This is a genomic window from Streptomyces paradoxus (assembly GCF_014202475.1).
In the GTDB taxonomy this organism is placed as follows: domain Bacteria; phylum Actinomycetota; class Actinomycetes; order Streptomycetales; family Streptomycetaceae; genus Streptomyces; species Streptomyces paradoxus.
This window is the reverse complement of sequence record NZ_JACHGV010000008.1, coordinates 241,111-257,109: the sequence shown is the minus strand read 5'-3', so window position 1 is coordinate 257,109 and position 15,999 is coordinate 241,111. Positions and strand designations below refer to the sequence as shown.

At 70.1% G+C, this 15,999-nt stretch carries 16 protein-coding genes; 7 read left to right on the top strand and 9 right to left on the bottom strand.

Translation table 11 applies throughout. The annotated features are described in order from the left end of the window. Positions 1 to 73: 73 nt before the first annotated feature. From HNR57_RS26085 to HNR57_RS26075, 3 genes are all read right to left on the bottom strand, one after another. A complete protein-coding gene (locus tag HNR57_RS26085) occupies positions 74 to 709 on the bottom strand; it encodes an MBL fold metallo-hydrolase (protein WP_184563452.1) in 636 nt (211 codons plus the stop codon). Beyond that, a complete protein-coding gene (locus tag HNR57_RS26080) occupies positions 709 to 1,794 on the bottom strand; it encodes an S-(hydroxymethyl)mycothiol dehydrogenase (RefSeq protein WP_184563450.1) in 1,086 nt (361 codons plus the stop codon). Before HNR57_RS26080 ends, HNR57_RS26085 begins: the two co-directional genes overlap by 1 nt. Before the next feature lie 149 nt (positions 1,795 to 1,943). Next, positions 1,944 to 2,801 carry a BCCT family transporter gene (locus HNR57_RS26075; RefSeq protein ID WP_313674858.1) on the bottom strand — a complete coding sequence of 286 codons (858 nt, stop codon included), beginning with the start codon at positions 2,799 to 2,801 and terminating at the stop codon, positions 1,944 to 1,946. A gap of 158 nt (positions 2,802 to 2,959) precedes the next feature. Between HNR57_RS26075 and HNR57_RS26065 the strand changes: the two genes are divergently transcribed. Then, the gene (locus tag HNR57_RS26065) at positions 2,960 to 4,177 is read left to right on the top strand and encodes a GNAT family N-acetyltransferase (RefSeq protein ID WP_184563447.1); all 1,218 of its coding nucleotides are present in this window, start codon (positions 2,960 to 2,962) and stop codon (positions 4,175 to 4,177) included. A 173-nt stretch (positions 4,178 to 4,350) separates the two neighbouring features. On the opposite strand, the gene HNR57_RS26060 is transcribed toward HNR57_RS26065, so the two are convergent. The 3 genes from HNR57_RS26060 to HNR57_RS26050 are packed head-to-tail and all read right to left on the bottom strand — an operon-like array spanning position 4,351 to position 6,943. Continuing rightward, positions 4,351 to 4,881, bottom strand: a complete 531-nt coding sequence (locus HNR57_RS26060; protein WP_184563445.1) for a cupin domain-containing protein — start codon at positions 4,879 to 4,881, stop codon at positions 4,351 to 4,353. A gap of 23 nt (positions 4,882 to 4,904) precedes the next feature. Beyond that, the gene (locus HNR57_RS26055) at positions 4,905 to 5,969 is read right to left on the bottom strand and encodes a phosphotransferase family protein (RefSeq protein ID WP_184563443.1); all 1,065 of its coding nucleotides are present in this window, start codon (positions 5,967 to 5,969) and stop codon (positions 4,905 to 4,907) included. Further along, a complete protein-coding gene (locus tag HNR57_RS26050) occupies positions 5,966 to 6,943 on the bottom strand; it encodes a C-terminal binding protein (protein ID WP_184563441.1) in 978 nt (325 codons plus the stop codon). Before HNR57_RS26050 ends, HNR57_RS26055 begins: the two co-directional genes overlap by 4 nt. 840 nt (positions 6,944 to 7,783) lie before the next feature. Here HNR57_RS26050 and HNR57_RS26045 point away from each other — a divergent pair. Next, on the top strand, positions 7,784 to 8,968 hold the full coding sequence (locus tag HNR57_RS26045; RefSeq protein WP_246554939.1) for an MFS transporter: 1,185 nt from the start codon (positions 7,784 to 7,786) through the stop codon (positions 8,966 to 8,968). Positions 8,969 to 9,058: 90 nt separating this feature from the next. Here the strand turns inward: HNR57_RS26045 and HNR57_RS26040 are convergent, their stop codons facing one another. Further along, positions 9,059 to 9,838: a fumarylacetoacetate hydrolase family protein gene (locus tag HNR57_RS26040; protein WP_184563437.1), complete on the bottom strand. Its 780-nt coding sequence runs from the start codon at positions 9,836 to 9,838 to the stop codon at positions 9,059 to 9,061. 186 nt (positions 9,839 to 10,024) lie between these two features. Here HNR57_RS26040 and HNR57_RS26035 point away from each other — a divergent pair, with 186 nt between their 5' ends. Then, positions 10,025 to 11,056 (top strand): LacI family DNA-binding transcriptional regulator, encoded by a 1,032-nt coding sequence (locus HNR57_RS26035; protein ID WP_184563435.1) that lies wholly within the window; start codon positions 10,025 to 10,027, stop codon positions 11,054 to 11,056. Positions 11,057 to 11,387: 331 nt separating this feature from the next. Here the strand turns inward: HNR57_RS26035 and HNR57_RS26030 are convergent, their stop codons facing one another. After that, positions 11,388 to 11,966, bottom strand: a complete 579-nt coding sequence (locus tag HNR57_RS26030; protein WP_184563433.1) for a TetR/AcrR family transcriptional regulator — start codon at positions 11,964 to 11,966, stop codon at positions 11,388 to 11,390. An 89-nt stretch (positions 11,967 to 12,055) separates the two neighbouring features. On the opposite strand from HNR57_RS26030, the gene HNR57_RS26025 reads away from it, so the two are divergent. From HNR57_RS26025 to HNR57_RS40900, 3 genes are all read left to right on the top strand, one after another. Further along, on the top strand, positions 12,056 to 12,502 hold the full coding sequence (locus tag HNR57_RS26025; protein WP_184563431.1) for an anthrone oxygenase family protein: 447 nt from the start codon (positions 12,056 to 12,058) through the stop codon (positions 12,500 to 12,502). A gap of 235 nt (positions 12,503 to 12,737) precedes the next feature. Next, entirely contained in the window at positions 12,738 to 13,322 is a 585-nt protein-coding gene (locus tag HNR57_RS26020) for a DinB family protein (RefSeq protein WP_184563429.1), read from the top strand. Between the two features lie 59 nt (positions 13,323 to 13,381). Beyond that, on the top strand, positions 13,382 to 13,603 hold the full coding sequence (locus tag HNR57_RS40900) for a transposase (RefSeq protein ID WP_184563427.1): 222 nt from the start codon (positions 13,382 to 13,384) through the stop codon (positions 13,601 to 13,603). 46 nt (positions 13,604 to 13,649) lie between these two features. Here HNR57_RS40900 and HNR57_RS26010 read toward each other — a convergent pair whose 3' ends face one another. Then, positions 13,650 to 14,243 carry an NADPH-dependent FMN reductase gene (locus HNR57_RS26010; RefSeq protein WP_184563425.1) on the bottom strand — a complete coding sequence of 198 codons (594 nt, stop codon included), beginning with the start codon at positions 14,241 to 14,243 and terminating at the stop codon, positions 13,650 to 13,652. Between the two features lie 390 nt (positions 14,244 to 14,633). On the opposite strand from HNR57_RS26010, the gene eno reads away from it, so the two are divergent. Then, on the top strand, positions 14,634 to 15,944 hold the full coding sequence (gene eno / locus HNR57_RS26005; RefSeq protein WP_184563423.1) for a phosphopyruvate hydratase: 1,311 nt from the start codon (positions 14,634 to 14,636) through the stop codon (positions 15,942 to 15,944). Positions 15,945 to 15,999: the final 55 nt, after the last annotated feature.

Genomic DNA, 15,999 nt, shown 5'->3' with positions numbered 1-15,999 from the left:
GTCGTGTCCATGGGGCTGTGATGCGAAACCCCTAGGAGTTCGGGCACCCCGGCCGGGTGCGGCGGTGCTCGTGTCACCAGCCGCGGGCGGCCCACTCCTCCAGGTGCGGGGCTTCCGCCTCGATGGTGGTCGTGTCGCCGTGCCCGGTGTGCACGACGGTCTCGCCGGGGAGCGTCAGCAGCCGGTCGCCGATCGAGGTGATGATCGTGCCGAAGTCGCTGTACGAACGCCCGGTCGCCCCGGGCCCTCCCGCGAACAGCGTGTCGCCGCTGAACAGTGCCCCGAGGTCGGGGGCGTACAGGCACACGGCCCCGGGTGCGTGGCCGGGGGTGTGGAGGACGCGCAGTCCGATGCCCGCCACGACGAGTTCGTCGCCGTCGGCGAGGGGGCCGTCGGGGCGCCGGTTCGGGTGCGCCATCTTCCACAGCACCTGGTCGTCGGGGTGCAGCAGGACGCGCGCGCCGGTGGCGAGGGCGACGTCCGGTGCGGCGCGCACATGGTCGTCGTGGGCGTGGGTGCACACGACGGCCGACAGGCGGCGGTCACCGACGGCCTCCAGGACGGCGTCGGAGTCGTGTGCCGCGTCGATGACGACCACCTCGTCGTCGTCACCGACGATCCAGACGTTGTTGTCGACGTCCCAGGTGCCGCCGTCGAGACTGAACGTCCCGCTGGTGACGAGGTGTTCGATGCGCGGTGCGCCGGCCATCACAGCACCACCACGGAGCGCAGCACGTCGCCGCCGTGCATCTTCTCGAAGGCCTTCTCCACGTCGCCGAGGCCGATGGTCTCGGTGACGAACGCGTCCAGGTCGAACCGGCCGCCCAGGTACAGGTCGATGAGGGCCGGGAAGTCGCGCGAGGGCAGGCAGTCGCCGTACCAGCTGGACTTCAGCGAGCCGCCGCGGCCGAAGACGTCGAGCAGGGGCAGTTCCACCTTCATCTCCGGGGTGGGCACGCCGACCAGCACGACGGTGCCGGCCAGGTCCCGGGCGTAGAAGGCCTGCCGGTATGTCTCCGGGCGGCCGACGGCCTCGACGACGACGTCGGCGCCGAAGCCGCCGGTGAGTTCGCGCACCGCCTCCACCACGTCGCCCTTGGCGCCGTCGACGGTGTGGGTGGCCCCCATGGTCAGGGCACGGTCCAGCTTGCGCTGGTCGATGTCGACCGCGATGACCTTGGACGCGCCGGCGAGCCGGGCGCCCGCGACGGCGGCCATGCCGACACCGCCGCAGCCGATGACGGCGACGGAGTCCCCGCGCCCGACGGCGCCGGTGTTGACGGCGGCGCCGAAGCCCGCCATGACACCGCATCCGAGCAGCCCGGCCGCGGCCGCCGGGGCGGCCGGGTCCACCTTGGTGCACTGCCCGGCGGCGACCAGTGTCTTCTCGGCGAAGGCGCCGATGCCGAGGGCGGGCGAGAGCGGGGTGCCGTCGAGCAGCGTCATCGGCTGCGTCGCGTTGTGGGTGGCGAAGCAGTACCAGGGCTTGCCCTTGCTGCACGCCCGGCACTGGCCGCACACGGCGCGCCAGTTGAGGATGACGAAGTCGCCGGGCGCGACGCCGGTGACCCCCTCCCCCACCGCCTCCACGCGGCCGGCCGCCTCGTGTCCCAGAAGGAAGGGGAACTCGTCGTTGATCCCGCCCTCGCGGTAGTGGAGGTCGGTGTGGCAGACGCCGCACGCCTCGACCTTGACCAGCGCCTCGCCCGGGCCGGGATCGGGGACGACGATCGTCTCGACGGAAACCGGGGCGCCCTTCTTCCGGGCGACGACGGCACGTACCTCGTGAGCCATGAGCTGCTCCTCAGACGGGAAACTCGCGCGGGTGCGCTGCTTCATGAGTTGCCTCATCAGATACACGCACCGCTATACGCAACTGAGCATCGGGGAGGACGACACCGGGGGTCAAGGGGTCGACCGGAACCGGACGCCTTGGCGCATGCTCAGCTCGTGGGCTGGGTGTCCGCCAGGGCCTCGGCCGGCATCACACCGGGGCCCTGCCTCGGCTCGTCCGCCGCGTCGGCGTCCCGCTCCTGCTCGCGCGCCGGTTCGGGAATGTCCGTCGGGTCGGCGCGCAGCGCCTTCACCAGAGAGACGCACAGGCCGATCATCACGAAGAGGAACGGGAACGCGGCGATGATGGCCACCTGTTTGACCGCCTCGAGCCCGCGCGCCATCAGCAGCACGGCCGCGACCAGGCCGGTCAGCGCGCCCCGGAGGACCACGACGGCGCGTCCGGGGCTCGTGCTGCCACGGCAGGAGAGCATGCCCAGCACCACGGATGCGGCGTCGGCGCCGCTGACGAAGAACAGACCGACCAGGACGATGACCAGGACCGAGGTGATGGAGAACCACGGCAGGTGCTGCAGGGTGGCGAACAGGCCCGCTTCCTCCCCCTGGGCGACGGCCGACGCCAGATCGGCGCCGTGCATCTCCTGGTTCAGGGCGGTGCCGCCGAGGATCGCGAACCACACGACGCTCACCAGGCTCGGCGCGACGATCACGCCGACGATGAACTCCCGGATGGTCCGGCCACGGGAGATCCGCGCGATGAACGTCCCGACGAACGGCGTCCAGGAGATCCACCACGCCCAGTAGTTCGGCGACGAGATCAACTGGGGCAACGGCATCGTCCTGGTGCCGGCGCTGAACATCATCGCGACCCAGGAGGCGGTGCTGAACTCCGGACGTTCGGTGTCCTTGCCGAGCCGTACCGAGCCGAACCGGCTGCACGCGGGGACCACCGCCAGCAGCACGAACCCGGAGCAGGCCAGGACGAAGAGCCAGCCGAAGCCGTCGATCGCCGTGCCGCGCCAGGGGCCAGGTCTTCACAGGACGGCGGCTTCCGTCCGCCCCCGAGCCCAGCCGTAATTCGCTTGCCATGGCTACGAGTCGACGCTGCACTGTGGCCGGACACCATGAGACGTGGTGCCGGTATCCCGAGGAGGCAGCAGCAGCGATGGAGATCCGTCCCACGACCGACAAGGATCTCGACGTCTTCGTCGACACACTTCACGCCGCGTTCGGGCTCTTCCCGGAAACCCCGGTCGAGGGCGGCGGGCTCTGGTGGTCCGCGCTCGAAATGGACCGCTGCATACTCGCCCGGACCGCGGACGGGCGGCCCGTCGGCACTGCCGCCACGTACTCGTTCGAGCTCACCCTGCCCGGTCAGAGCCTCGTCCCGGTCGCCGGGGTGACCGCCGTGGGCGTCCTGCCCTCGCACCGGCGTCAGGGCGTGCTCAGCGCGATGATGCGGCATCAGCTCACCGAGCTGCGGGCCCGCGGGGAGTCGCTTTCGGTGCTGCTGGCCTCCGAAGCCCTGATCTACGGCAGGTTCGGCTACGGACCGGCGACCTATACGGCCCAGCTGAAGGCACCGCGCCACAAGGCCGCCCTCGCCGCTCCCCGGGCGCGCGGAGAGGCCGAGGTCGCAGCGGCCGGGTCGGTCGAGGTGCTGCGCCGGGCCGAGTGCGGCGAGATTCTGGAGGAGGTCTACGACCGGTATCGCCGCGCCCAGCCCGGCGCCCTGTCCAGGCCGCACCGCTGGTGGGCCCTGCGCGCGGGACAGCCCCCGGTCTCGCCGGCGCCGCGCTACGTCGCCGTCCACCGGAACGCCGACGGCGTCCCGGACGGGTACGCCAGCTACGCCGTCGAGTCCGGCACCCTGACGGTCGACGAGACCATTGCCACCGACGACGCCGTCTTCACGGCCCTGGCCCGGTTCGTACTCGAACACGACCTGGTCTCCAAGGTCGTGTTCAAGCAGGTGCCGTCCGATCACCCGCTGCGCTGGCAGTTCGCGGACTTCCGCGCGGGCGAGGTGAGCGGCGACATGGACTGGCTCTGGGTACGGCTGCTGGACGTCCCGCGCGCTCTGACCGCACGCGGCTGGTTCACGGACGGCGAGCTCGTCCTCGACGTCGACGACCCGTTCCTCGGCGAACACGACCGCTACCTGCTGACCGTCCAGGACGGCAAGGCCGACTGCGTCCCGACGGACCGGGAACCCGACCTGTCCCTGGACATCAGGGACCTGGGCTCCATCTACTTGGGCGGCACCGCCCCGAGCACCCTCGCTCGGGCCGGGCACATCCGGGCCCACCACCCGGGCGCAGCCACCCTCGCCGACAACCTCTTCCGCACCGAGCGCTCCCCGCACTGCCTGCACTGGTTCTGAGCAGGGGCCTCGGACGCGGGCCTCCGCCGGGGGTCAGTCGCGTGCGAGCCACCTCTTGGCGTTTCTCGGCCTCGACGGCTGGTCCGTTGACGGTTGCGGGGTTGGACCCGGCGACCGTCCGTTTCTCCAGGCGCCGGAGACGTGCCCAGTAGGGATCCGTGTCGGGTGTTGAGTCAGTCGCCTTGTTCCGTGCCGATGAGGACGAAAGCCATCGTGGCCGGCTGGTCGCCGCGGTTGCGCCAAGCGTGGCGGGTGCCGTTCTGGATCACGATGTCGCCTGCCGAGAGCGGCGTGCAGTGGCCGTCGTCGAGTTCGAGGACCATCTCGCCCTGCAGCACGATGCCGTAGTCCACGGTCGGAGTGGCGTGCATGCCGTCGGGCTCGATGAGTTCGGCGATGCCGGGCGAGTCGGCCCGCTGCTCCCGGTCGAAGGCGACGGGATCGAACGCCGGGTCGGCCAGCGCGGATTCCGGTGGGAAGGTCAGGACGATGAACCGCGTACCGCCGGGCGCGGGCAGCAGGCTGGTGACGTCCGGGGTGGGGTCCTCCCCTGCCCGGGTGGCCTGTTCGCCCGGTTCGGTGGCCCACGGCAGCCGGGACACCCAGCCCGGCAGGCTGGCGAACTCCCGGCTCCGCGGGACCGGGCCGTCGCTGACGACGATCGACCTGCCGCTCCCGTCATGGCCGGTGACGACTCTGCGCATGTGTCTCTCCTCGGTCGGGTCAGTCAGTCGGACCGGGTGCCGACAGGTTCGGTCGGGGCCGGCAGGGTCGCTTCCCAGGTGTCCACGACGTCCGCGATCGTCGGGACCGGCGCCCGCAACAGGGCCGTCGCGGCTGTGCGTACGAACTGCCGGTGCCGGTCGTCCGTGAGGTACTCCACCGGGGACTTGCCGTCCACGCGCGCCAGCAGCAGCGCCGGGAGCAGTGTCGCGGCGCGCTCCTCGACTGCGGGGCGCGGCTCCCAGTCGACACAGCGGGCGTACGCCTCGGCCAACGCCCGGGCGGAGCGCAGGAGTTCGCTGCGGCGTCCGGGCACCACCAGGCTCTTGAGGAGGAGATGGTTGACGCAGAAGGCGACGTCGAAGGCCGGGTCCCCGTACCAGGCGCACTCGGCGTCCAGCAGCACGGGCGCCGACGGGCCGACGAGGATGTTCTTGGGGCTGACGTCACCGTGCACCAGGGCCGAGCGTGTGGCGGCCGTGCGGTCGGCGAGCTCTCGGATGGTGTCGGCGAGGGCGGGGTGTGCGGCGGCGGTGGCGAGCAGGTACGGCTCGATGCGCAGCGCGTGGAAGTTGGCGTCGGTGGCGAACTCCGCTGCGAGGGCCGCGTCGCCCGCGCTCGCCGCGTGCAGGGCGCCGAGCAGTTCCCCGACGGCCGCCGCGGTCGTCACCCGCACCTCGCCCTCCAGCAGTTGCGCCTTCCAGATCGGGTACCGCTCGGGGGGCAGGTACTCCATCGCGAACAGGCCGGCTCCGGGGTCGTGGGCCAGCAGGCCGGGGACGCTGTCCGGGCGGTGCCGGGACGCGAACCGCATCCAGGCCCACTCGTAGGCGTTGCGTGACACCGGTGCCTGCCAGTCGGCGGAGACCTTCAGTTTGGCGAGGGCGCGTTTGACGCAGAGGGACCGTCCGGGCAGGTCCACCCGCCACAGGTCGGACGAGACGCCGCCGGCCAGCGGCGTCCAGCGAGTGGTTTCACCCGGTTCGGCGAGGCCCTGGGTGATCAGGAAGTCGGTCAGCGCGGTGCCGGGCCCGGGGACCGGGTTCATCTGCGCGGAGCTCACGTTCATCCACGGGGGGTGTTGCAGGCGTGCGCCGGTGTCTCGCCCGCGAGGATCCGTACGACCTCCTCGGCGGCGCGGCGGCGCAGCTCGATGACCGACGCGTCGGAGGAGAAGGCGACGTGCGGGGTGAGGAGCGCCCCGGGCTGTGCCGAGAGCCCGGCGGGAACGTCCGGCTCGGTCTCCAGGACGTCGAAGGCGGCGCCGTCCAGATGCCCGCTGTCGAGTGCCTTGATCACCGCGTCGGTGTCGACGAGGCCACCCCGGCTGACGTTGACCAGCAGACCGCCCGGCCGCATCAGCTCCAGCTGTTCGCTGCCGATGATGTGGTGGGTGGCGGGCGTGAGCGGCAGGTGCAGGATCACCACGTCGCTGCGGCGCAGCAGGTCTTCCAGGCCCGTCATCTCCACTCCGGGGACGTCCCGCGGCGGGTGCGGGTCGTGGGCCAGGATGCGGCAGCCGAACACGCCGAGCCGGCGTGCCGTGGCGCGTCCGATCCGCCCGAAGCCGACGATGCCGCAGGTCAGCGTCGACAGCCGGCGCAGCCGGGCGCTGGCCGGGTCCCAGCGGCCCGCCCGGACCTCGCGGTCGAAGACGGCCAGGCCGCGCGTCCAGGCCAGCACCATGCCGACGGCGTGGTCGGAGACCTCCTCGACGCAGTAGTCCGGCACGTTGGTGACCCACACGCCCCGCTCGGTGGCCGCGTCCACGGCGATGTTGTCCAGGCCCACTCCGAGCCGCGCCACGACGCGGAGATCCGGCGAGGTCCCGATCGCGGTGCCGGAGACCGGCGCCCAGCACGTAAGGATGCCGGCGGGGCGGTGCTCGGCGACCAGTTCCTCGATCGCCCCGGCGGAGGAGGGCTCGGCGGGGCCGGTCACCAGGGTGTGGCCCGCCTTCTCGATGACCGACCGCTCGACCGAGTCGTCGGGCCAGGCGTAGTCGGTGAGCAGCACGGTGCCGGGGCGGCTCGGTGGTTTCATGGCAGGTCGTCCTCGCAGAATCGTGCGGCCGCGGCGGACGGCCGGGCGTCCCGCCCGGTCGCGTCCGGTCAGCAGGTTGGATCGTCATCCGGCACGGCGGCCGATGTCTCGCCTGATCAGGCCTTCGGTCGCCGTGGGTGGGGTGGAGAGGTTCGCAGGGCTCGGGCGGCGTGTCGGCGCCCGCCGACTTGTGGTCGGTCGGGGCGTCGCGCCACGCCACGGGTACGGGTCACGAGATGCCGGGGCACGTCGTATCACTCTGTCATAGCCACTGATGCTAACGATAGCACTGCCCGGCTTCCCTGCGTCAAGAGCGAGACATGAAGCCGGAGCCGAGGCCCCGCGCGCGGGTCTTTCCGGCCCCGAAGGGCCGGGCCGGCAGCGGGAAACTCGATCCGCCGAAGAATTCTGGCGCTCACACCTTGACGCGCCCCGGACTTCCCTTCATCGTTCTGGCAACGCCGACCGTGTCACCAGAGCATGGGCCGCACGAGATCCGGCTGTCGAAGACGCCATAGCCACGGACGTCCCGACGGGCGACATACGGCTGAATTCCGCACGCGGCATCCGACCGCGCGGCTGCCCTTTCGCCCCCCATTTCGCCGGTCGGCGATTCCCCGCCGTATGCCGGCTCGACCGAGCCGCGTTCAGCACACCCCTTCTCGCCTCACAGCATCCGGCCGCCGTGCGCATCTCCCCGTACCGGCGATGCGTCCGCCGCGGCCTGCCGTGGCCCATTCCTCCTCAGGAGCCGTAATGACTCATGCAGCGCAAGTCGACACCAGTGCAGTGCCCGCCGACGACACGGAGGGGATCAGCGGTCCTCCGCTTTCCCGGACCATGATCGGACTGGGCTTCCTGCTGATCGTTCTCTCCTACATGGTCAACGCGATGGACCGCCAGGTCTTTCCTCCGCTGCTCCCCAACATCCGGCAGGAGTACGGATTCTCCCTGGAACAGGGAGGGCTGCTGGCCACGAACTTCACCCTGGGCATGGCGCTGGCCGGTCTGCCCGCGGGGTACCTCCTGGACCGCTTCCGCCGCAAGACCGTGCTGCTGGTCAGCATCGTGATCTACTCCCTGGGCACCATGGCCACTCCGCTGGCCACGGGTTTCGCTGACATGACCCTGTACCGGGTCGTCTCGGGCTTCGGTGAGGGCATGCAGTCCGCGGCGATCTTCGCGGCGATGGGCGCCTTCTTCGCCCACCGGCGCGGTCTCGCCTTCGGCGTGATCGGCGTGGGCTACTCCGTGGGTGTGTTCATCGCGCCGCTGATCGGCGTCGAGCTGATGAGCATGCACGGCACCTGGCACTCGCCCTTCTACCTGTTCGGCACGGCGGGGCTGCTGATCGCCGCCGCCTCCCTGTTCCTCGTGAAGACCGGCCTGACCGAGACCTCCGTCGAGAAGGTCGTCTCGACGAGGACGTACGACTACATGCCGGTCTCCGCCTACAACCGCAACACCATCGCCCTGACCGTCCACGCCGTCGTGAGCGGGGTGGCCATCTACGGGTTCCTCGGCCTGTACCCGACGTACCTGATCAGCTCGCTGCACTACTCCCCCGAGCAGGCCGCACTGGCCATGAGCCTCCTCGGCTTCGGTGGCATGACGGCGATATTCGGCGGCTGGCTCGGCGACCGCGTGAACCAGCGCAACCTGCTGATCCTCAGCCTGCTCGCCGTCTCGGTCATCAGCGTCTGCATCTACGAGACGCGGGCCGCGGTGGGCGTGCAGTGCGTGTTCGCCTTCCTCATGGGCGCCTTCGGGCTGGGCTTCATCTACCCGAACACCAACAGCGCGATCCAGCGGGCCGTACGGCCGACGCAGATCGGGCGCGCCTCCGGTCTCTTCGTCACCGGCTACTACGGGCCGGCGGCGTTCTCGGGCCTGCTCTTCGCCGCCCTCGTGGAGACCTTCGGCTGGAGCCGGGCAGGGCTGATCCAGGTCACGTTCCTGCCGTTGCTGGGCGTCGCCGCCCTGGCCTTCGTCCGGCCCACGCAGTTCAACGACGCGGTCCGCTGACGCACGCTCCGCCGACACTTCAAGGGCCTGCCCACCGCTGAGCGGTGGGCAGGCCCTGTCGTTGCGGACGCCGGCGGGCGTCCCGCCGGTTCAACGGCTCTCGGCCACGACCGGATTGCGCAGGACGCCGATGCCCTCGATCTCCACCTCGACCTCGTCCCCGGGGCGGATGGGGCCGACACCGGAAGGGGTGCCGGTCATGATCACGTCGCCGGGGAGCAGCGTCAGGTAGCGGCTGAGGTAGCTGACGATGTCCGGAACCGGGAGCAGCAGGTCGGCCGTGCTCGCGGACTGCATGACGGTGCCGTTCACGCGGGTGGTCAGGGCCAGTCCTGATGGGTCGACTTCCGTGGTGATGACGGGCCCAAGGGGAGCGAAGGTGTCCTGCCCCTTGCCGATGAGAAGCGTTCCGAATGCGCTCTCCTTGCGCTGGACGATGCGGTCACTGACGTCATTGCCGCAGGTGTAGCCGAGGATGTGGCCAGGAGCGTCGGAGGGTTTGACATGGCGGGCCTCCTTTCCGATGACGACGACCAACTCGCCCTCGAAATGAATCAGTTCACCGTCGGACGGATACACGATCGCGTCACCCGGACCCACCACCGCCGTACTCGGTTTCATGAAGCACACCGGCACCTCGGGAATCTCACGGTCGGTCTCGTCGACATGTGAGGCGTAGTTGTAGGCGAATCCGAAGATCCGGGGCCGGTCGACCGGCGGAAGGATGACGACATCGCCGACTCGGTCGACGTGCCCCGTAGGAGAAAGACCGGCATAGGGATCACCTTCGAATCTGGTGATATCGACGTCCCCGGATTCCAGTTCTCCGTAATGACGTTCGCCGCCGACGGCATATCTGACGATGCGCACGGACACCTCCGCGACTAGGCAGCCGCGGGCGGCTGCACGGCCCAACCAGTAGTGCTAACGTTAGCACAGAGCCGGCAGTCGACCCGGGCACCTTCGCTCTCGACAGCCACGGAGCGCGACACCGGTGCTATCGTTGGCACACGGAAAGTGACGACACGGGACCAGTCAGTCGAGGAGACTCCTTACGTGATCACGACCAGGGACATCGCCGAGCGCCTCGGAGTCTCCGTGTCGACGGTGGGACGGGCACTGGCCGACGACCCGCGCATCAGCGAGGAGACCAAGTTCCGCGTCCGGCAGGCCGCTTCCGACATGGGGTACGTGGGCAACCGTGCGGCCCGGATGATGCGCGGAGCGTCCAGCAATGTGGTCGCGCTGGTGATTCCCGACATCCGCAACAGCTTCTACTCGACCATCGCACACGAGCTGTCCAAGAACATGGAATCCGAGGGCTTCCAGCTGATGCTGTCGGAGACCGACGACGACCGGACGGCGGAGCTGCGCCATCTGCGGGAGCTGTCCGCGAACCGCGTGGCCGCCGTGATCATCGTGCCCAGCGCGCGCCCGCACAGCGAGTCCGTCAAGCTTCTGCGCGCCCTCCCGCACGTGCAGTTGCTGCGCCGGCACCCGTCGCTGGGTTCGCAGTGGTTCGGCGTGGACGACGAGGAGGCGCTGCGCCGGGCCACGGCCCACCTGGTGGCACAGGGGCATACTCGCATCTCCTACCTCGGCGGCCCCGAGGAACTGCCCACCGGCGCCGCGCGTCTGCGCGGGTTCCGCAGCGCCCTGCGCGAAGGCGGCCTGCCGGACGACGCCGGGCGCGCCGAGCTGGGACCGCCGTCGTCGGTCGACCACGGCCGCGAGACGGTACGACGGCTGCTGTCGGGGCCGGACGTGCCCACCGCGCTGGTGCTGGGATCGATCCAGCTCACCCTCGGCGTCCTGGAGGAGCTGTCCCGGCAGGGCGTGAAGGTGCCCCAGGAGCTGTCCGTGGTCGGGTTCGGGGACGAGCCCGGATTCTCCTGGTGGGGCCCCGGACTCACCACGGTCGGCCTGCCCATCCAGGAGATGGCCACCGGCTGCGCCCTGTGGATGATCCGCAGGCTCAAGACCGAGCCGGGCAACGACGGCCCGTACACGGCGGTCTCCCCCGGTTCGTTGATCCTGCGCGGCAGCACGGCGTCCCCGGACGGGGGGTCTTCGCCCGGGTCCGCCTGAGTTCGAGGGATGGGGGCACCGCTTCCATCCCAGCGGTGCGCTGAGGGGCTATGAGAGCGAGGCGCGCCGTGTCCGGCATCGACGGCGTGGGCAGCGGGCGGTTCGCCGCAGTGTGGGTTGTTTCGCCGACGCCCCGGTGATCAGCCCATAGCCAGGGCGCGCATCGGGTCGTGCTCCATAAACTTCGCAGCTTCCGGGCCGGGTGCTTCCCTGGGGGTACGGGGCACGGCGATCGGGGGCTGCGCCGCGCGGGCGCGGGTGACCGGGAGCGATGCCGCACGCAGGCAGCGGAGCCCGAGGACCCCGGCTGCATGCTCGCCGGGACGGCGTGTCAGACCTTGGCGAGCCGGTCCACCAGCAGTTCCACCCGACGCTCGGTGTCCTCGGGCGGCAACCGTCCCTCCCTGGTCAGGGTGGCCAGCCCGTGCAGGGCCGCCCAGAACACCTCGGTGAACAGTGCCGGGTGGACGCCGTCCCCGGCGACCTCGTCGAGGCTTTCCAGCAGGGCGGCGAAGGCGTCCTTCAGCGGCTGTGGGGTGTCCTCGTGCGCGAACGCCAGGCCGCCGTCAAGCTGGAACATGGCGTCGTAGACCGCCGGGTTGCGCTCGGCGAAGTGGAGGTAGGCGCGGGCGAGGGCCGTGACCCGGGCGCGCGGGCCGTCCGCGGCGGAGGTCGCGGCCCGGAGCGCCACGGCCATCTCGGCGGCACCCTCGAGGGCGACAGCGCCGATGATCTCGCGCTTGCCGCGGAAATGGCTGTAGAGGACGGGCTGGCTGTACTCGATGCGCTCGGCCAGCCGGCGGGTCGTGACCGCGTCCCAGCCCTGCTGCTCGGCGAGTTCACGGGCCGTCGCCACGATAAGGCGCTCGCGGCTCGCGCGTTCACGCTCCTTGCGTTCCTGTACCGACATGACTCGATCCTAGCACCGCTAGACAATCGAGCGGTAGCAGGACTAGCGTTGCCTCATCAGCTAGCAGTGCTAGATTCCTGGGGGTCATCATGCTCAACGCACTCGAGGTGTTCACCACCGTGGTCGTCGGCCTCATGGTGGGGGTGGAGTTCTCCGTCGCCTTCGTCATCAACCCGATCCTCAACGGACTACCCGAGGACAGCGGCGTGCTCGGCCGCGCCCACGGGGGCCGGATGCTCGGCGCCCTGATGCCGGTCTGGTACATCTCCTCGCTCGTCCTCGTCGCGGTCTGGGCCGCCGCCGGATGGCACCACCACGGGACCGGCCTCGTCGTCACCGCCGGCGTGCTGCTGATCCTCAGCGTGATCATGTCGCTTCTGCTGCTCGTCCCGATCAACAACCGGGGCAAGACATGGACCCCCGAGAACCGGCCCGAGGACTGGAAGGAGCAGATGAACCGCTGGGACCGCTTCCACTACGTACGCGTCGCCGTCATCATCGCCGCCTTCGCCCTGCTGGTCGCAGCCCTCGCCTGAGTCCGCGGACCGACGCCGCGCCGGTGGCGCACCATCCCCGCTCTCGGACGGCAGCGGGCAACCGAAAGTCCCGGCATTCGGAAATGCAGCTGCCGCTGAGAGGTACGGCAGTCCCTGTGACCCCATTTCAGCAAGCCAGGGCGGCCGGCCACGGCCAGGCCTCGGCTCTGGCCGTCATCGCCCACCACGTACGGGATCTTGAGACCACGGGCAGCCGATGGCAGGCTCATGCCGCATGATCGATGAATTCGCGAAAGACAACCTGCACGGGAGACTGCGGCGGGACCGCAAGGCGCTGCTCTGGAAACTCGACGGCTTGTCCGAATACGACGCCCGCCGGCCTTTGACAGCGACCGGGACCAACCTCCTCGGCCTGGTCAAACACGTGGCCACCGTCGAGGCCAGGTACTTCGGCGAGGTCTTCGACCGCCCTTCCCCGGAACCGCTGCCCCGGTGGCAGGACTCCAACGGCAGCGATCTGTGGGCGACCGAGGAGGAGACCCGCGATCAGATCATCGGGTTCTACCAGCGCACGTGGGAACACTCGGACGCGACGATCAACGACCTTCCCCTCGACGCCCCCGGCCACGTGCCGTGGTGGCCGGAGCCTTATGCCGACACGAACCTGTTCGCCATCATGGTCCATGTCCTCGGCGAGTCCATCCGGCATGCCGGGCACGCCGATATCCTGCGCGAGGGCCTCGACGGCCGGACCGGGTTGCGCGCCGAACACGAGCAGCAGATCGACGAGGAAGCCCGTGCCGCCTACCGCGCGAAGATCGAGCAGGCCGCCAGGTCGGCCGCACCGATCGAGGCTTGAAGGTCGTCTCACGTGACGTAGCGTTCGTGCGGCATGCTGCCGGTCGTGGGTGCTGATCAGTGAAGCGTCCGGTTCCTGATGAACTCTGCCAGTGGGCCGCCCCGTTGCTGCCGTCGTTCGCTGCTCGTCCGCAAGGCGGCCGGACCTCTCCGCGTGACGAGCGGGCCGTGTTCACGGCAGTGGTGTACGCGCTGACCAGCGGCTGTGCCTGGCGGCATGTGCCGCCGACGTCGGCACGTCGCCCGCCACCGCGCGGATGCCGCGCCTGTACATGCGCTTGACCATCGCGGGAGGAGCACGCCGCGTCCTTCACGCGACCGCCGCCGCTCAGTACGCTCCCCTCCGCAACAGGCGCATCACCGTCGCGGTGCGCACGAGTTCGTCCAGCATGTGCTCGGCGGCGGCCTCATGGATCTTGCCGGCCAGGAACGCTCCGTCCTCGACGTGTTCACTGACGAACGGGATGCTCACGGTCGGGCCGATCGGCAGCATCCTCAGGTTGGCCACCACCTGCTTGGCCATCTGCACGGCCCGGGTGCCCGCCGAGACGCCCCCGTAGCTGACGAACGCGGCAGGCTTGTGCTGCCACTCCACGACGAGGTAGTCCCACGCGTTCTTCAGCGGAGCCGGGAAGCCCCCGTTGTACTCCGAGGTGACGAACACGAACGCGTCCGAGGCGTCGACGACACGGCTCCATGTGCGGGTGTGGCTGTGCGTGTACCGCTGGAGAGCGGGCGGATGCGGCTCGTCGTAGAAGGGAAGGGCGAGTTCGCGCAGGTCGACCACGTGCGACTCGAACTGCTCGCACTGCGCGGCCCGGGCGGTGAACCAGTCCGCGACGGATCGTCCCACCCGCCCCGGACGCGTGCTGGCCACGACCGTGGTCAGGATCATGGGGGCGGCAGACGGCTCAGGGGTCATGACAGCTCGCTTTCCTGTCGGCCGCGACCGGGCCCGGCGAACCCGCGCTGCCTGTGCTGTCCGTCCGTCCAGGACAGCGCGGGCTCGCCGGAGTCTCTTCCGCAGCGTCTCAGTCTCACGAACGGGTTGTGCAAACGATAGCACTAGCCTGCGGCAGGGCCAAGGGTCGCATGGATCGGGAAGACAGAAGCGCATTGCAGCACCGCTCACCTCTTGACAGAACCCTCGTCAGTTCCCACGATTGCGCTATCGTTAGCACACAGCGGGCCGCACCGGATGAACATGCCTCCGGCTGCGGGGGCGCCCCTTCCTCCTTCTGGTGGACAGGCGGGACAGGCACATGCACCGCCCGGCGCTCCGAACGCCCGAACTCCGAAAGGTTGCACCGCCATGACAGACGCGCGGATCGCCGAGCTCTATGGCCGCAGGGTGTGGGATTCCCGCGGGCGCCCCACCGTGGAGGTCGAGGCGCGTCTGGCGGACGGTGCGATCGGCCGGGCCATCGCACCGGCGGGCGCGTCGACGGGCCAGGGCGAGGCGCTCGACCTGCGTGACGGTGGCAGCCGCTTCGGCGGGCTGGACGTCCAGCGGGCGGTCGGTTCGGTGAACCACGAGATCGCCCCCGCACTCCTGGGCCGCGACGCGAGCGATCAGGAGGCCGTCGACCGGCTCCTGGTCGACCTCGACGGAACTCCCGACCGCAGCCGCCTCGGCGGCAACGCGATCGTCGCCACGTCCATGGCGGTCCTGCACGCCGCCGCGGCGTCGGAGGGCGTACCGCTGTGGCAGCACCTGGCCGGCGGCCGGCCGGTCCGGATCCCGCTGCCGGAGATCCAGATCTTCGGCGGTGGTGCCCACGCCGACCGTCGCGTCGACGTCCAGGACTTCATGGTCATGTGCCCCGCCGCGGGCAGCTTCTCCGAGGCCCTCGACTGGACCGCGGAGATCTACCGGGCGGCCGGCAGCCTGATGCGCAGGGCGGGCAAGGCCCAGGGCGTGGCCGACGAGGGCGGCTTCTGGCCCGCGTTCGACTCCAACGAGGAGGCCCTCGAAACGCTCACCCGGGCGATCGAGAAGGCCGGTTTCGACCCCTCGACGCAGGTCGGCATCTCGCTGGACATCGCGGCCTCGCAGTTCGGCAGCGGCGGGCGGTACACACTGGCCCTGGACGACCGCACGCTGGACACCACGGCGCTGATCGACATGCTGGGCGGCTGGATCGAGCAGTATCCGATCCTCTCCGTCGAGGACCCGGTGGGCGAGGACGACACCGACGGCATGGTGGAGTTCACCCGGCGTCACGGCCACCGTTGCCAGGTGATCGGAGACGACTACCTGGTCACCAATGCCAAGCGGGTGGAGGCCGCCGCCACCGGCGGGGCCGCGAACGCCGTCCTGGTGAAGCCGAACCAGGCCGGCACGGTCACGGAGGCGTTCCAGGCGCTGCGGGCCGGGAAGGACGCCGGCTTCGGCACCATCGTCTCGGCCCGGTCCGGTGAGACCGAGGACGTCACCATCGCCCATCTCAGCGTCGGATGGGACGCGGGACAGCTCAAGGTGGGCTCGTTCACCCGCTCCGAGCGCATGGCCAAGTGGAACGAGGTTCTGCGCATCGAGGAGTCCCTCGGCGAATCCGCGGAATTCAGCGGATGGTCCGCCTTCACATTCTCCGATTCCGGGCCTTCCACGACCGAGCCGTAAAAACAGTTCGAAGTATTACAGTCATCGAAATACAGAGCCGATCGGAGCACGGAGA

Coding starts and splice junctions, on each gene's coding strand:
- HNR57_RS26010 (WP_184563425.1), bottom strand. CDS start 14,243: ATGACCCCTGAGCCGTCTGCCGCCCCCATGATCCTGACCACGGTCGTG.
- HNR57_RS26055 (WP_184563443.1), bottom strand. CDS start 5,969: ATGAACGTGAGCTCCGCGCAGATGAACCCGGTCCCCGGGCCCGGCACC.
- HNR57_RS26020 (WP_184563429.1), top strand. CDS start 12,738: ATGATCGATGAATTCGCGAAAGACAACCTGCACGGGAGACTGCGGCGG.
- HNR57_RS26080 (WP_184563450.1), bottom strand. CDS start 1,794: ATGGCTCACGAGGTACGTGCCGTCGTCGCCCGGAAGAAGGGCGCCCCG.
- HNR57_RS26025 (WP_184563431.1), top strand. CDS start 12,056: ATGCTCAACGCACTCGAGGTGTTCACCACCGTGGTCGTCGGCCTCATG.
- HNR57_RS26050 (WP_184563441.1), bottom strand. CDS start 6,943: ATGAAACCACCGAGCCGCCCCGGCACCGTGCTGCTCACCGACTACGCC.
- HNR57_RS26030 (WP_184563433.1), bottom strand. CDS start 11,966: ATGTCGGTACAGGAACGCAAGGAGCGTGAACGCGCGAGCCGCGAGCGC.
- HNR57_RS26045 (WP_246554939.1), top strand. CDS start 7,784: ATGATCGGACTGGGCTTCCTGCTGATCGTTCTCTCCTACATGGTCAAC.
- eno (WP_184563423.1), top strand. CDS start 14,634: ATGACAGACGCGCGGATCGCCGAGCTCTATGGCCGCAGGGTGTGGGAT.
- HNR57_RS26085 (WP_184563452.1), bottom strand. CDS start 709: ATGGCCGGCGCACCGCGCATCGAACACCTCGTCACCAGCGGGACGTTC.
- HNR57_RS26060 (WP_184563445.1), bottom strand. CDS start 4,881: ATGCGCAGAGTCGTCACCGGCCATGACGGGAGCGGCAGGTCGATCGTC.
- HNR57_RS26065 (WP_184563447.1), top strand. CDS start 2,960: ATGGAGATCCGTCCCACGACCGACAAGGATCTCGACGTCTTCGTCGAC.